12 protein-coding genes are annotated in these 16467 nt (G+C 43.0%); 3 read left to right on the forward strand and 9 right to left on the reverse strand.

Going from position 1 to position 16467, the window contains the following annotated elements:
* Positions 1 to 4: 4 nt before the first annotated feature.
* Entirely contained in the window at positions 5 to 2542 is a 2538-nt protein-coding gene (locus BF9343_RS15570; RefSeq protein WP_010993321.1) for a S9 family peptidase, read from the forward strand.
* A 255-nt stretch (positions 2543 to 2797) separates the two neighbouring features.
* Here the strand turns inward: BF9343_RS15570 and hisS are convergent, their stop codons facing one another.
* Complete coding sequence (hisS, locus tag BF9343_RS15575) at positions 2798 to 4162, reverse strand: histidine--tRNA ligase (protein ID WP_010993322.1); 1365 nt, start codon at positions 4160 to 4162, stop codon at positions 2798 to 2800.
* 95 nt (positions 4163 to 4257) lie between these two features.
* Between hisS and BF9343_RS15580 the strand changes: the two genes are divergently transcribed.
* Entirely contained in the window at positions 4258 to 5646 is a 1389-nt protein-coding gene (locus tag BF9343_RS15580; protein ID WP_005789783.1) for a TPR end-of-group domain-containing protein, read from the forward strand.
* Between the two features lie 102 nt (positions 5647 to 5748).
* Here BF9343_RS15580 and BF9343_RS15585 read toward each other — a convergent pair whose 3' ends face one another.
* From BF9343_RS15585 to BF9343_RS15605, 5 genes are all read right to left on the reverse strand, one after another.
* Positions 5749 to 6723 (reverse strand): 6-bladed beta-propeller, encoded by a 975-nt coding sequence (locus BF9343_RS15585; protein ID WP_005799019.1) that lies wholly within the window; start codon positions 6721 to 6723, stop codon positions 5749 to 5751.
* A gap of 471 nt (positions 6724 to 7194) precedes the next feature.
* On the reverse strand, positions 7195 to 7881 hold the full coding sequence (locus BF9343_RS15590; RefSeq protein ID WP_005789787.1) for a zinc metallopeptidase: 687 nt from the start codon (positions 7879 to 7881) through the stop codon (positions 7195 to 7197).
* 118 nt (positions 7882 to 7999) lie between these two features.
* On the reverse strand, positions 8000 to 9304 hold the full coding sequence (locus BF9343_RS15595) for an alpha-L-fucosidase (RefSeq protein WP_008769537.1): 1305 nt from the start codon (positions 9302 to 9304) through the stop codon (positions 8000 to 8002).
* Between the two features lie 137 nt (positions 9305 to 9441).
* Positions 9442 to 10713 (reverse strand): adenylosuccinate synthase, encoded by a 1272-nt coding sequence (locus BF9343_RS15600; protein WP_005789791.1) that lies wholly within the window; start codon positions 10711 to 10713, stop codon positions 9442 to 9444.
* Complete coding sequence (locus tag BF9343_RS15605) at positions 10710 to 11198, reverse strand: Fur family transcriptional regulator (RefSeq protein ID WP_005789793.1); 489 nt, start codon at positions 11196 to 11198, stop codon at positions 10710 to 10712. Before BF9343_RS15605 ends, BF9343_RS15600 begins: the two co-directional genes overlap by 4 nt.
* 95 nt (positions 11199 to 11293) lie before the next feature.
* On the opposite strand from BF9343_RS15605, the gene BF9343_RS15610 reads away from it, so the two are divergent.
* On the forward strand, positions 11294 to 12961 hold the full coding sequence (locus BF9343_RS15610; RefSeq protein ID WP_010993324.1) for an ArnT family glycosyltransferase: 1668 nt from the start codon (positions 11294 to 11296) through the stop codon (positions 12959 to 12961).
* A gap of 97 nt (positions 12962 to 13058) precedes the next feature.
* Here the strand turns inward: BF9343_RS15610 and BF9343_RS15615 are convergent, their stop codons facing one another.
* The 3 genes from BF9343_RS15615 to BF9343_RS15625 all read right to left on the reverse strand — a co-directional run bounded on the left by BF9343_RS15615 (position 13059) and on the right by BF9343_RS15625 (position 16333).
* A complete protein-coding gene (locus tag BF9343_RS15615; RefSeq protein ID WP_005789797.1) occupies positions 13059 to 13721 on the reverse strand; it encodes a DNA alkylation repair protein in 663 nt (220 codons plus the stop codon).
* A 3-nt stretch (positions 13722 to 13724) separates the two neighbouring features.
* Positions 13725 to 15776, reverse strand: coding sequence for a dipeptidyl-peptidase 3 family protein (locus BF9343_RS15620; protein ID WP_010993325.1), 2052 nt, complete (start codon positions 15774 to 15776; stop codon positions 13725 to 13727).
* A gap of 92 nt (positions 15777 to 15868) precedes the next feature.
* Positions 15869 to 16333, reverse strand: coding sequence for a helix-turn-helix domain-containing protein (locus BF9343_RS15625; RefSeq protein ID WP_005789808.1), 465 nt, complete (start codon positions 16331 to 16333; stop codon positions 15869 to 15871).
* Between the last annotated feature and the right edge of the window lie 134 nt (positions 16334 to 16467).

Genomic DNA, 16467 nt, shown 5'->3' on the forward strand with positions numbered 1-16467 from the left:
TACAATGGACAAAAAGTTACTGATGATGGCGCTGTTGATAACAACAGGACTTGCCACACATGCACAGGAGAAGCTGACCCGCTATCAGGTGAGGAATGCCATTACGGTGCGTACTCCGATCATGAACGATAGCATCAACCCGAAAGGAGAAAAACACACAGCCAAAGCATTGCTACAAACACCGGTAGTACTCGACCTTGCCAATGCACCGACTCAAATGACAGCTGCCGATACAGCCGGTCTGGTCACCTTCGCGAAAGCTGATAAAGACAATCTGCTTTACCTGATCAAAACCCAACTGCGTGCCGAACGCTTTATGAAAGGTAAACTGAAAGTGACCTCTCCGGTCAGATGGGAGCTTTTCATTAATGGTGAATCGAAGATGGTAAAGGATGCTTCGGAAGACAGCATCTCTAAAGCAGCAACCAAAGAGGTCGCTTTACGCCTCGAACCCGAAATGGATTATGAAATAGCCATCAAACTGCTTTCGACTCCGGACGACAAAACCGTACCTTCACTGAAATGCGAACTGGTAAAAGATGACAAATTCAAAGAAGTGGCATGCAGCACCGATCCTGAACAGAAACATCGTTTCTCACTCGATAACACAGTATACGGTAACCGTGCCATAGCTGTTTCCGTATCACCGGACGGAAAATATCTGCTAACCCGTTATTGGGATAACCATTCGCTGAAACGTTCGCGCACTTATTGTGAACTGACCGAACTGAAAACAGGAAAAGTGCTGCTCACTAATCTAAGAGATGGTATGCGATGGATGCCGAAAAGTAATAAACTGTATTATACAGTAGTGGCTCCGGAAGGAAATGACGTTATCACTCTCGATCCTGTCACACTGAAAGAAGAAGTTCTTTTGCGAGGTATCCCCGAGCAGGGATTCAGTTGGTCGCCCAACGAGGACTTCCTGATATACTATCCCCGTGAAGAAGGTGTAAAAGATGAAGGTCCGTTGAAACGTATTGTCAGCCCGGCAGACCGTATCCCCAATACACGCGGACGCAGCTTCCTGGCCAGATATGACATCGCCAGCGGAACATCAGAACGGCTCACTTACGGTAATCACAGCACTTATATGCAGGACATTTCACCGGATGGTAAATATCTGCTTTACAGCAGTTCAAAGGAGAATATCACGCAACGTCCTTTCTCTTTGAGCTCTTTGTTTCAGGTAAATCTTGAAACATTGGCCGTCGACACACTGTTCTTCGAAGACCGATTCCTCGGAGGAGCCAGCTACTCACCGGACGGTAAGCAATTGCTATTGACGGCAAGCCCGGAAGCTTTTGACGGTATCGGTAAGAATTGCGGCAACCACCCTATCGCCAATGACTTCGACTCTCAGGCATTTATCATGGATCTGGCTACCCGTAAAATCGATCCGATCACCAAAGAATTCAATCCGTCTGTCAACTTCCTGCAATGGAACAAGGGTGACGGTTGCATCTACTTCAGCACCAATGATGAAGATTGCCGGAATATCTATCGCTATTCACCCAAAGATCGTAAGTTTGAAAAGCTGAACCTGGAGACTGATGTCACCAGTGCATTTGCCATGTCGGAAAACAATCCGTCATTGGCTGCTTATATCGGACAGGGATGCTACAATGCAGGAGTCGCTTATGTATACGACCTGAAAAAGAAAACCTCTCGACTGATAGCCGACCCGATGAAACCGACTCTGGAGAGAATTGAACTGGGCGAAATGAAACCCTGGAACTTCACAGCTTCAGACGGAACAGAGATCAAAGGGATGATGTGTCTGCCGCCTTCATTCGACCCGAACAAGAAATATCCTCTAATTGTGTACTATTACGGAGGAACGACTCCCACAGAACGGGGGATCAGTAATCCGTACTGCGCACAGTTGTTTGCTTCACGCGACTACGTGGTATATGTTATCCAGCCGAGCGGAACAATCGGATTCGGACAGGAGTTTTCAGCACGCCATGTCAATGCCTGGGGCAAACGTACTGCGGACGACATCATTGAAGGTACCAAACAGTTCTGCAAGGAACACCCGTTCGTGAATGATAAAAAAATCGGTTGTCTCGGTGCATCTTACGGTGGATTCATGACACAATACCTCCAGACTCAGACGGATATTTTCGCCGCCGCAGTTTCACATGCCGGTATCAGCAATGTGACCAGTTATTGGGGTGAAGGCTATTGGGGATACGGTTATAATGCCATAGCGGCAGCCGACAGTTATCCCTGGAACAATCCGGAACTGTTCACCAAACAAGGTTCGCTCTTCAACGCCGATAAAATAAACACCCCGCTTCTGTTGTTGCACGGCACCGTAGATACCAACGTACCTATCGGTGAAAGCATCCAGCTATTCAATGCTCTGAAAATATTGGGTAAAACAGTAGAGTTCATCACTGTAGATGGAGAAAACCACTTTATTGCCGACTATCCGAAACGCATGCAATGGCATAACAGTATTATGGCATGGTTTGCCCGCTGGTTGCAGGATAGTCCTCAGTGGTGGGAAGATATGTATCCGGAACGTCATTTATAAAACACATTCCACTGAAAAAGACAGGGAGAGCACTGATTTATTACGAAGATAATCTGAAAACAGTTAAAACTCTGTGATCTTTATGGCGGTGGAATCCGATGAAAACAGCAATCATCAATCCAATCAGTATTGGCGTTGAAAAGACTTATAAAAAAGAACGGGGCCTTTGGTTTTAAACCAAGGTCCCGTTCCTTTTATCTCCTTACCTTTTTTACACCAACAGTCCCCGGTTTTAAAAAGGTAAGGGCACTTTCCTTATTTTGTTAAAGCGCCAATCAGTTCTTCAGCAGTAACCAATTGCTGTTCACCGCTTTCCATGTTTTTCAGCATAGCTTTTCCTTCATTCATTTCATTCTCACCTACGATAGCAACGAAAGGAATGTTCTTAACATTTGCATAACTCATCTGTTTCTTCATTTTCGCAGCGTCGGGGAATATCTCGGCACGAATACCGGCTGCGCGGGCCTTAGACAGAATACCCATAGAAAAAGCAGCTTCTTTCTCACCGAAGTTAATAAACAGAAGCTGAGTTCCATTAACGGCCTCCTTCGGATACAGTTCCAACTGGTTGAGCACATCGAAAATACGGTCGGCACCAAACGAAATACCTACGCCCGATACTCCTGCCATACCGAATACACCAGTCAGGTTATCGTAACGACCTCCACCGGTGATACTGCCAATCTGCACATCAAGCGCCTTCACCTCAAAAATAGCACCTGTATAGTAATTCAATCCACGTGCCAATGTCAAGTCAAGCTCTATTTCGTTTTTCAGTCCCATCGTTTGAAGGGTATTCAAAATAAACTCACTCTCTTCCACTCCCTTCAAACCTGTTTCGCTATCGGAAAGTACAGTCTTCAGTGTAGCCAACTTCTCAGCATTGGTTCCACTCAGAAGAATGATAGGTTGCAGTTTGGCAATAGCCTCTCCACTGATACCCTTCTCGGCCAGCTCTTTATTGACATTGTCCAAACCAATTTTATCCAGTTTATCGATTGCTACTGTAATATCTACTATTTTATCCGCCTCTCCTATGATTTCGGCAATACCGGTCAGAATCTTACGATTATTGATTTTAATGCAAACGCGGATACCGAAACGGGTAAACACCGTATCAACAATCTGCATCAATTCAACTTCGTTCAGCAATGAATCACTGCCTACGACATCAGCATCACATTGGTAAAACTCACGGTAACGTCCTTTCTGAGGACGGTCGGCACGCCATACGGGCTGAATCTGATAACGTTTGAAAGGGAAAGTAATTTCGTCACGGTGCATCACTACATAACGGGCGAAAGGCACTGTGAGGTCATAACGCAAACCTTTTTCACAGAATTTACTTGCCAGCTTAGCCGCATTGCGACTCAACAGCTCTTCGTCAGTAATGCCTGAAAAATAATTGCCGGAATTCTGAATCTTAAAAAGTAGTTTGTCACCTTCTTCACCATATTTCCCCATCAGGGTAGAAAGCATCTCCATGGAAGGAGTTTCTATCTGCTGGAAACCATACAGATGATAAACGTCACGAATGGTATTGAATATGTAGTTACGCTTCGCCATCTCTACGGGCGAAAAATCACGTGTTCCTTTAGGTATACCTGGTTTTGCTGCCATTGTTCTAACTGTTTTATTGAATTGAGTTGCAAAGTTATATGAAATAATTGATTATTGAAACAGAAACCACAGACTTTCTGTGAATCTGTAAGCAAATGTATCCGGTGTCCGGTTCCGTTAAGACTGTTCATTTTCGGACAATACTTTTTAATGCCATTCTGCTCAATAAGAGATATTTATTAATTTGGTATACTATTTGCTTTCTGAAAGACAAAGAAATCACATTATCTAACAGAAATCATATGAAAACAGTTTTTTTGATCATTACAATGTTATGCCTTGGACTATCGGGAATGGCACAAAACAACGAAAAAAAAGAATTTGAGAGAAAGTACAGCGCACTCACTCAGGAAGTAGCAAACGCCCGCAAACAGAAAGATTACAAAAAGGCCGAGAAATTAAATTGGGAGAAACTGAAGTTGTATCAAGGATTGCCTCAACAACTTCAGGAAAATGCAAAAAATATAACAGGATTGGTTTATTACGACCTTGCTTGCTATCAGGCACTTCAGGGAAAGAAAAAGGCAGCCCTAAAAAACTTTGAGAAGGCTTTCAACTCCGGATGGAATGATTACAACCATGCTAAAGGTGACAGTGACATCGACAATTTACGTAAAGAGAAGAAGTATCTGGAAATAATGGCTAAAATGCGTCTGGACAGTGACTATCTGTATATTCTGCAACAAGCCGAAGGATACAACAGAACTGAAACAAAACCGATATGTTATAATGAATCAGTAACTGACACTCTACCCCGCTTCACCTACATGAATCCTAACGACAGTAATCTGGTACAGTTACGGAAACATTTCAACCTGGATAGCATCGCCGGAAGCGGAGACGAGATCTCTAAAATCAAAAACCTTCTCTACTGGGTTCACAACATAGTTCCGCATGATGGCAATTCACGTAATCCGGAAGAGCGGAACACAATAGCCATGGTAGAACTTTGCAAAAAGGAGAACCGGGGCGTAAACTGCCGGATGATGGCACAAATGCTGAACGAGTGCTATCTGGCTATGGGATTCAAATCCCGTTTCATCACCTGTATGCCCAAAGTGATGATCAACGATTGCCACGTCATCAATGCGGTCTACTCCAACACCCTCGACAAATGGTTATGGATGGACCCGACATTCAACGCTTATGTAACAGATGAAAAAGGAAACCTTCTGGGCATTGGTGAAGTGCGCGAACGCCTCCGCAACAATCAACCCGTTGTACTAAACGAAGACGCAAACTGGAATAATAAGAATAAGCAGACCAAAGAGTATTATCTGGATTACTATATGGCCAAGAACCTGTATTACGTAACTTGCCCTCTGCAAAGCGAATATAACGCAGAAACAAACTATCCGGGCAAAAAGTGGCCGATGTATATCTCGTTAGTTCCGGAAGGATACAGTAGCAATGGAAAGCCCGGTGCCACCGCCTACGACTCACATAATGACTCTTACTTCTGGCAATCACCTTATCAAGAATAAGCCTAAAAGACCAAACGATATTATCCTCAAGCGTCATAGACAACATCAACTCTAAAACGCCATTTATAGAATCTATGATGTTTGGGGCAACCTTTAAACGACTTACTTCACATGATATGTAAAAATAACCGGATTGTCTCCCTCCTTTATCTGCCCTAGCAAACTGGACATTTTTTCATTAATATCTTCTTCAGCAGACAATTTCTTTTGCTCGCATAGTACTTCAGATGAATAAATGAAGAAAATCCGACTTTGTTTTCCCTCTACCGACATATAATTGGGCAAAGGCAACTGATAATCCGTATTGATAATTACCTGATAATTGTTCACTGTACTAGTGGCTTTTGAAAGCAAACACATGCCAGGTTGGTTGGTTCTAAACAACAAATAGGAAGGAGTATCACATAAATCAGTCATAGTATATACATATTTTCCTTGATAACAGAGCTGATTCAAATCATTACATTGGAACTGACGCTGCTTATCACTCTCCGGAAAAGCCTTATCTTTCCAATCTACCATATAAAGTGGTTCAATCGATTCTCCCGTTATCCGATATATATGATTGTCAAACTTACGGGTAAATAGCACTGAGGCAGTATTCGTAATTTGGTAATTACCAGAAGAACAAAACGGTGCTGTTTCGTATAAAGGTTCTAATAAAGAAGTTTGTTTACCCGTTTCCTTATTAATCACTATCAGAGAATAATCTGATACCACTCCATTAGCATAAGTATCATTCCGCAAATAGATAAATCCTTTATCCACGGCAAAAGATTGATACGTATCGTCTAATGGATAAGAAGACAGGTATGTACCCTCCAAATCATAGTAAAGAATTTGCGAAGGATAGGTTAAAAGCAACAATTTATTTTCTGCTTCATCAATAGCGATATCGAACAGGTCAACATACTCTCCCTTCCCATTCCCCACAGCATGTATCGTAAATAAATGTTTCCCGGAAAGAGTATAACAAAGCACCTGCTTCATCCGCTTATCCAGAATAAAATATCGTCCGTTAGATTCATAGACTCTATCAATGTTATTTATTAAAGCTTCTTCATTTGTTTCGGGCATAAAAAGAGATAAGCTATCTAAGAAAAACGTATCAGCTATCATAGAAGAACCGACTTCAAAAGAAGCCGGCTGCACCCGAGACTCTGTAGCAACTTGCCTACAGGCCCCCGACAATAAAGAAATGCAAAATATAAAAAGGGCTGTTCTAATTTTCATACTTCTCAATCTACCGGAACCCAACTTTCGGTTATACCTGATGTACAGTTTATCACTCTAACTCCAAAACAGGATGTTTCTGTTACCACGCGATATGCAAAAACGTTTTGTCCTCTCAGGGTTATAAGATAAGGACCATATTGATTGGTATTTGAATTTTTACTATATACCCGATCTCCACCATCGGCATTTACAAAGATATATATAAAAAGAGACTATCAACATTTAGAACATAAAAAACACTTCCCTATACACAATAAAAGAGGCTCCGCAGAAAAATCTACGGAGCCTCTTTTATTGTGTATAGATGAAAGATCACTCTCTACGTCCCATAAATATCATAATGTAGTAAATCAGTGTAGCCAACGAACCAAGGGCAGCAACTACATAAGTATAAGCGGCTGAACGAAGGGCATCTTCTGCCTGTCTATGATTATATGAATTCGTTATACCTGAAGCACTCAGCCATACCAATGCACGCTTACTTGCATCGATCTCCACCGGAAGGGTGATAAAACTGAATAACGTAGTCATAGCAAACAAGATAATGCCGGCAAACAACAACTGCGGGAAAGGCTCTAACAGCAAAATACCGGCAAGCAACAACCATGTCATCCACTGAGAAGCGAACGAAACGACCGGTACCAGCTTGCTGCGCAGTGTCAAGGGTGCATAAGCCCGCGCATGCTGCACCGCATGTCCACACTCGTGAGCAGCTACGGCAGCGGCCATGATACTGTTACTGTCATATACTCCTTCACTCAGATTCACTGTCTTATTGGCAGGATTATAATGATCGGTCAACTGTCCGGGAGTATGAGTCACCTGAACATCGTATATTCCGTTATCTTGTAACATTTTAATAGCTACGTCGCGTCCTGTCATTCCATTTCCTGTCGGTATCTTGGAGTATTTTTTGAACTTGTTCTGCAGATTCATCTGCACCAGCCAGCTAACGAGAGCAATGCCAATAAAAATAATCCATTGAAATCCTATTACCATATTCTTTCTTATTTAATTGTTATATATGTGTTATCATACAAATAGCTTGCCAAAAATAAACAAAAGCGACGTACAGGGAGTTTACCGTACATCGCTTTTATGAAGAATTAGCTAAAAATTAGTCAATTGTAAGTTCTACCACGTAGTCTACATCCGTTGGAACTTTAGCAAGTTCCAGTACAATTCCTTCCTTATTCTTTGTGAAACGTACCGGTGTTTTGTCAGCAAAGACCACCGCCTTTTTCACTTTCTTATCGACAATAGGCAAGAAGAGTGCCTTATCCTGTAAATTAAGAATGTGTACATAAAGTTTATTGCCTTTTTGAGTCGTTACTCCCCAATCATGCGGAGCAACCAGACCGCCTCTGGTTCCATAAATAGTTTCACCATATTTCGACATCCACTCTCCCACTTCCTTCAAGCGCTGAACGGCCACTTCCGGAAGTTCACCATCAGGTTGCGGACCGATGTTCATCAACAGATTTGCATCTTTACCGGCAGCTTTCACCAGATAGTGAATCAAAGTTTTAGTCGATTTATAATTCTGATCTGTAATCTTGTATCCCCACATACCATTCATCGTCTCACATGTTTCAAGAGGCAGATGGCTGACGCTTTGTCCCGAAAGTCCTGCAGTATTCTCTCCCGGCAAATCACGCTCGAAGATTTGAATATCTTCTCCGGCAAAAGGTGTCTGATGGTGGTTGTTACCTACCAGGCAAGCCGGCTGCAAACGATGAATAAGTGCATATTGCTCGGGAAGTTCCCAATCGAAATCGGGATTGATGTCCTGATCCCACCAACCGTCAAACCAGATAGCGCCGATCGGACCATAATTAGTCAGCAGCTCTGTCAACTGATTATTCATAAACTGATAATAGCTCTTCCAATCTCCTTTCGGATTGGGACGTCCGGTTCTACGTCCGGTTCTTCCCTGAGGAGCATCTTCACGATACCAGTCTATATGTGAATAATAGAAGTGAAGTTTGATGCCATGTTTGGCACATGCATCGGCCAGCTCCTTCACCACATCACGTTTGAAAGGAGTCGCTTTTACAATGTTATAATCAGAGTACTTGGTATCGAACATCGAGAATCCCTCGTGATGACGAGTAGTGAAGCAAATATATTTAGCTCCGGAAGCCTTGATGGCTGCTACCCATTTGTCTGCATCAAACTTCGAAGGATAGAATCCCCCGGCCAGTTTGGCATACTCTTTATAATTCAGGTTATTGTTTGTCATCGTCCACTCTCCGGTAGCGAGCATGGCATAGAGTCCCCAATGAAGGAAGATTCCAAACTTATTGTCCTGAAATTCACTCCGGGCTTTCAGGTTAGCCTCTGTCGGTTGATACTTTTGCTGTGCTGTCAGGGAAGCTGTCATTCCCACTAATAGCAAAAACGTAATAAAATGTTTCTTCATAAGTATTATAAATAAAAAGGCCTCACTTCGAGCCTCTCCGGAAAGAGAGGGAGGAAGAAAGGCCTCATTTTAAATCAATGCTTTTTATAAAGTCTGCTTTTCCTTCTCCACAAAAAAGGGAGAAAGGTGAGGCTTTCTTATTCTTCTGTATATCTAATGATAGTTTGTTCGCGATCAGGGCCTACCGACACAATCTTGATCTGTACGCCCAACTGTTCTTCAAGGAACGAAAGATAAGCATTGAATTCTTCAGGGAATTCATCTTCACTCTGCATTTTTGTCATATCAGTCTGCCATCCCGGAAGTTCCACATAGATCGGCTCTACCTCATCGGTTATGTCGTAAGGGAAGTAATCGATCTCTTCACCATTCATCTTGTAAGCAACACAAGCTTTGATCGTTTCGAACGTATCGAGTACGTCGCTCTTCATCATGATCAACTTAGTGACACCGTTAACCATAATAGAATACTTCAGTGCAACCAGATCCACCCATCCGCAGCGGCGTTTACGTCCGGTTACCGAACCAAACTCGTGGCCAAGTGTACAAATCTGATCCCCTGTCTTATCGAACAACTCTGTCGGGAACGGCCCCGAACCTACACGTGTGCAATAAGCTTTAAAGATACCATATACATCACCGATCTTATTCGGAGCAACCCCCAAACCTGTGCATGCACCTGCACAAACTGTGTTCGAAGAAGTTACGAACGGATAAGAGCCAAAATCAATATCCAGCATAGTACCCTGAGCACCTTCGCAAAGAATGGATTTGCCGTTATCGAGCAAACCGTTTATTTCATGTTCACTATCCACCAACTGGAATTGTTTCAGGTATTCGATTCCTTCGAACCAGGCTTTTTCAAGTTCTGTCAAATCATATTCATAGTTCAATCCTTTCAGGATCTGTTCGTGGCGAGCTTTTGCCGCAGCATATTTCTGTTCAAAGTTATGCAGGATATCACCTACACGAACGCCATTACGGCTCACTTTATCCGTATAAGTCGGACCGATACCTTTTCCGGTAGTTCCTACCTTAGCATCGCCTTTGGCAGCTTCATAAGCCGCATCCAGAATACGGTGTGTAGGCAAAATGAGGTGCGCTTTCTTCGAAATATGCAGTCTCTCCTTGAGGTTATGTCCCGATGCCTCCAGCGCTTCTGCCTCAGCTTTGAACAAAGCCGGATCGAGCACAACACCGTTACCGATGATATTTACCTTATCCCCCTGGAAGATACCTGAAGGAATGGAACGAAGCACATATTTCTGTCCTTCGAATTCAAGTGTATGACCGGCATTCGGGCCACCCTGGAAACGTGCAACCACATCGTATTTCGGAGTTAAGACGTCGACAACTTTTCCTTTACCTTCGTCGCCCCATTGTAATCCTAATAGAACATCTACTTTCATTTTTCTTTTTTATTGTTGTTATTTACTCTTTTTCTCTTATTTGCCCTGTCGCATTTACTACATATACCATATATATATAAGGAGTAATGCGAAAGTTGGAATTTACTTAATTTGGTGTTTTCAATCGCGTTCTGCAAAGCCTCGTTCTGAAACTCGGTGACCTTGCCGCATTGTGTACATATCTGGTGATGATGCGTCTCGCGATTATATGATTTTTCGTATTGGGAGGAAGTACCGAACTGATGTTTGATAACCAGCCGGGCATTGATAAGTAAGATGATGGTGTTATAAAGCGTAGCTCTGCTCACCCTGAAATTCTCCTGATTCATCATCTGTGAATACAGCATATCGATATCGAAATGCCCGTCAATGGAGTATATGGTGTCCAGTATCGCATAACGTTCAGGAGTCTTGCGATGTCCGTTCGCATTTAGATATTCTGTGAATATCTGCCGTACCGTATCTTTCACATTTTGAGTTTCCATATCGGCGCCGTTTTAGCGCCAACAAAGTTAATTGTTTTTTGCGGAAAGCAAAAATATATCTGTAAATTTGCAGCCAACCACTAAAAAAATGTTTTATGACAAGAGTCCCCTTTACACAAAACTATCGCTGGCACTTGCCTCTCCTCCTTCTCGTTTTCTGCTGTTCTTTCTTCATTAACAATGGAGCTATCTTTGCAGATATCATGGAGTCGAGAAATATCATCACTGCACGTGAGATGGTATACGATCATAATTGGCTGGTGCCAACCATGAACGGAGAATTAAGATTGGAAAAGCCTCCTCTCCCCACCTGGATTGCTGCCATAACCGAAATGATTTCGCCAGACAACCTCCCTTTACAACGCGCCATGGCCGGATTTGCCGCTGTCATGTTAGTACTCTTTTTTTATAAATTCGCCACCAAGCTAACCGACAACCGAACCTATGCCCTGGTATCTTCGCTCGTCTTATGTACTTCGTATAACATTATTCTGATGGGACGTACGGCTACCTGGGATATCTATTGCCATGCGTTCATGATAGGAGCCATTTATTATCTTTATCTTGCTTTAAGGCAGAATACATGCAAGTGGACTTATTTTATTGGTGCAGGTATTTTTATGGGATTATCTTTTCTCGGCAAGGGTCCCGTATCTTTCTATGCCCTGCTTCTCCCGTTCGTATGTGCCTACATCTTATATTACCGCAAAGAGACTCAAATGAAAGGAAAGTGGATTGCACTCGCTGTCATGATTCTCATCGGCATCGTACTCAGCACTTGGTGGTATGCCTATATTTATATCTATCATCAAGAGATGGCTTCCTACGTGTTTCACAAAGAGTCTTCTTCCTGGAGTAATCACAACGTACGTTCCTGGTATTATTACTGGCAATTCTTTTTGGAGACGGGTGTATGGTCACTGCTGACACTGACCACTCTTTTAGTACCCTTCTGGAAGAAGCGAGTAGAATCATCTAAAGAATATCTGTTCTGTCTGAGCTGGATGTTACTGATCCTTTTCTTTTTGTCCCTGCTTCCGGAAAAGAAAACACGCTATCTACTCCCGATATTGTTGCCCGCAGCCCTGACAATGGGACATCTATTTGTATATTGGATTCGGCAGGCAAAACAAAAAATGCCACAACTTAAGGATAGGGTACTCTACCGCATCAATGCTTACTTGATTGTAGTAGCCGCATTGGCTCTACCCATAGCGCTTTATCTATTCATGTACCGGGAAGGACGGATGGGAACGGGAATGTTCGTATGGTTGGTCGTATTGTTCCTGACAGTAGCAGTATGGCTATTCCGATCTGCTTTCAAACTTCAGCCCTTTTCCTTCCTGATGGGAATCGTGGCGTTATTTGCTGTTGCCGAACTATTTGTGATGCCTTATATAGGAAGTTTTGTGAGCAACTCGGATCCCAAAAGTATCAGTGCTACCCGAGAGAATCCGGAACTGCAACCTTTACCGTTTTACCACAGTAAAGACGAAGTGTTGCGCATCGAACTGGTATACGAAGCACATAAAAAGATCGGGGACATGGATTTAAGCAATAAAGAGGAGATCATAAAAGCGCTGCCGTTCGTCCTTATCTCACAAAAGCCGGCGGAACTGCTGATTCCGGATTCTATCCGAAAGGACCTGAACCTCCGTTTTATTGATTGTTATGACAACAACCGCTGGGCAAAAGGACATAAAAGATATGACAGCGTATTTATCAGCAATGTGACAATCGTAGAACCGATAAAGGAACAATAACCAGAAGACAGTATATAAAAACGATGAATGGTGAACAATAAAGGGTATATTCGTAATCAATACCACCCGTTTATTGTTCACCATCCGTCATTTATAATCAATCGTTTATCTCGTCTTTCACCATCGCATACAGCATCTGTTCCGCCTCTTTTTCAGAGTTCTCCATGCCTTCTACCAGACGGCAAACTTGAAAAGCATGTTCCTCACTATGCTGCATATACTTACGGATGGCAAGCATTGCCGCATTGCGAACATGATAACTCCCTGACTGTACGGCACAAATCGCCTGATCGAGCAACTCACCGGCAGGACGCTGGGCCATATCTCCCTTTTTCATCAGCAACCGGGCTATGGTGAGATAGCCACACACTTGTGTATATTCCGCCTCATCCGCAATCCATTGGAAAGTTTTCGCCGGAGCATAAGGCAAATTCTGAAACAGATTCATACATGTCAGTTCAGCGATCTCGATATTCCGAATATCCTCTACCCAAATATCGGCTATCTCGGGAAAGAAAGTATCTATCGGCTGTAATAAGCCTGCCAGAATCTTACATTCACGGATATTCTCTTTCCACAAGGCTTGTGCCAGATCATGACTCTTCTCGTAAGCGGCAGCAATGCTTTTGATACGGGGCAATTCAACACCAAAGTTCAGTTTATAGTCCAGCCCCTTTTCACGCATGCTTTGAGACACGACTCCGTTCATAGAGAGGCGGAGTTGTGTTTTTATATCTTTCAGTTGTTCTTTTACGTCCATAAGTTAATCATTTATAGAAGGCAGCGGCGAATAGTCCCTGCTATAACGCAGCATCTGCTCGGCATAGCCTTCATCATAGGTTACTTGTACATCCACTATATTTCCCTGCTCGTCAATGACCGCATCGTATCTCGGATTCACAAATCCCTTATAAGGTGCCAGGTTCAATTTTTTATAACGAGTCAATACTTCGGAATGAAGTCCCGGGTCTACTTTCACGGCATAGGTCTCCACCAATGAGCGGGCTGCGTCAAAGTCTCCGGTAGACTTGATACGTTGTATCTCGGCCAGCAGTTCGCCGAACAGATGACGAAGCTTCTGATAATCGTTTACTACGACATAAGTCTTTCCATCTTTCTGTACCATTTCCACCACTTTATCAGCCTTTCCTTTCTCAAATACCCAACGGGCAATAAGCTGACGATTACGCATATGCGCCTCTTCAACACTGTTGCCCGGCTCGACACGCACCAACTGGGTCATGAGTCCATTCATCAGATAAGTATAATATTCGGCCTTATAAGCATCTTCACTCGGCACCAGTCCCAACTCCAGCAGTTTGGGATCAGCTACATAATAAAGACCGAACAGATCGGCACGTGCCTCTTCTATTGTAGAGCCATAGGCTTTCAATGCATCCGGATCGACTCCCGGAAGCAACTTTCCGGAACCGTGTCCCAGGCATTCGTGCAGGTCGGTATGCAGTTCACCCGTCAGATCGGCATATTTATCAATCAGCTGCTTTTCTGTGTCACTGTACACAAACTCCTCGTTGAACCCGTTTCCGTGGGCCGCCTTATTATAAGCATCGGTAATATTCCCGATAGTCACCGACTTGGAACCGTGATGACTGCGAATCCAGTTAGAATTGGGCAAGTTGATGCCAATGGCAGTCGAGGGATATAAATCTCCTCCCAAGATAGCGGCAGTGATTACTTTGGCAGTTACTCCTTTCACCTTTTCCTTTTTAAACTGTTTGTCCACAGGTGAGTGATCTTCGAACCATTGGGCATTACTGCTTATCAGTTCTGTCCGACGGGTGGCCTCCAGATCTTTAAAATTCACAATCGACTCCCAACTGGCTTTCATGCCAAGCGGATCACCATAACTTTCGGTAAATCCGTTTGTGAAGTCAACACGGGAATTCAGATCCTTCACCCAAAGAATGGCATATTCGTCAAACGTCTTCAGATCACCGGTCTCATAATATTCAATCAACTTGCCGATAGCCGCTTTCTGAGCATCGTCTTCGGCCACTCCTTCAGCTTTCTTCAGCCAATACACAATCTTCTCGATAGCCTGAGTATAGAGTCCCCCTACTTTCCAGACCTTCTCTATTATTTTTCCGTCTTCTTTCACCAAACGGCTGTTCAGCCCGTAAGAGACAGGAGTTTCGTCTTTAGGATTCTTCAACGCATTATAAAAAGCCTCAGCCTCCTGCTGAGTCACCCCGTCATAGTAATTGCTGGCCGAAGTTAGCACCAAGTCTTCACCATCGGCCTGATTCACACGTTTCGGCATTACCTTCGGATCGAAGATCACGGGAGACAGTTCTTCAAAAAGTTGTTCTACCGTCTGCCCTTGAGCCAAAGGGAGCTTCGAAGCGTCAACACTAAGCAATGCCTGCTTCAGAAACTCCGGTGTAAAGCCCGGAACAAACTTCTCCGAGCCATAATGGTGATGAATACCGTTCGAGAACCACACACGCTTCAGATAGGTGGTCAGATTCACAAAGTCCGGGCTGTTTCTGTCACCCGTATAATCCGTATAGATCGTCTCAAGCATCCTCCGGATGGTAAGATTGTATTTTCCGTTCTGATCGAACAGGATATCTCTTCCTTCGAGCGCAGCTTGAGTCAGATAGTATACCAGCTCTTTTTGTTTGAGAGTTAAATTCTCAAATCCGGGTACGCGATAGCGTAATATCTGTAAGTCTGCAAATTGTTCCACTGTATATTTAAAATTATCTGCCTCAGCAGTGTTTGTTTTTTTGGCGCCGCCGCAAGCAGTCAACAAGATTACGGTTGCAGCCATTGAAATTAAATGTTTCTTCATACTTTAGACATTATGGTTATAAAACAAAAAAGGAAATATCTCAAAGACATAGCCTGAGATAATTCCTTTTTATTCCGTTTCAAGAAATGCAATTATTTCTTTTTTTCTGCGTGTTTTTTACGATATCCGTTGGGTGTTTCACCTACGTTTTTATAAAATGCAGCGTAAAAAGACTGACGGTTAGCGAAACCAACCATCGCACTGATTTCCTCTACATTCTTGTCGGCATATCTTTTATCCGTCAACAAGTGCAAAGCATCTTTTACTCTGTACTCGTTCAGCAGGCAAGAATAGTTCATACCAAAGCGAGAATTAACTACAGCTGAAAGATAACGGGTATTGGTTTTCAGTTCCTTAGCCAAATCCTTAGCTGAATAGTCCGGGTCTCTGTACTTCTTCTGTACAACAATGATGTTCAGGATTCTGTCGTACAATTCATCTGCCAATTCGGGTCTGATCAAAGACCGGTAAGCAGCTTTCTTTTCTTTTTTCTCCCTTAAATTGTAAGGGCGTTTTTTAGGAGTTTCTTCCTGGGTTTTGTTTTCTAAATCACTCATTGAATTAACTGGTTAGGGTTTGTTTTTAAATATCACTATTAATTTGTAACTTTAGATGTCACAAATTTCATACATTATTTTGATATACACAACTTTTTCGTATATATTTTTGATATAAAAACAATCAAAATCGT

The sequence above is a fragment of the Bacteroides fragilis NCTC 9343 genome, assembly GCF_000025985.1.
GTDB lineage: Bacteria > Bacteroidota > Bacteroidia > Bacteroidales > Bacteroidaceae > Bacteroides > Bacteroides fragilis.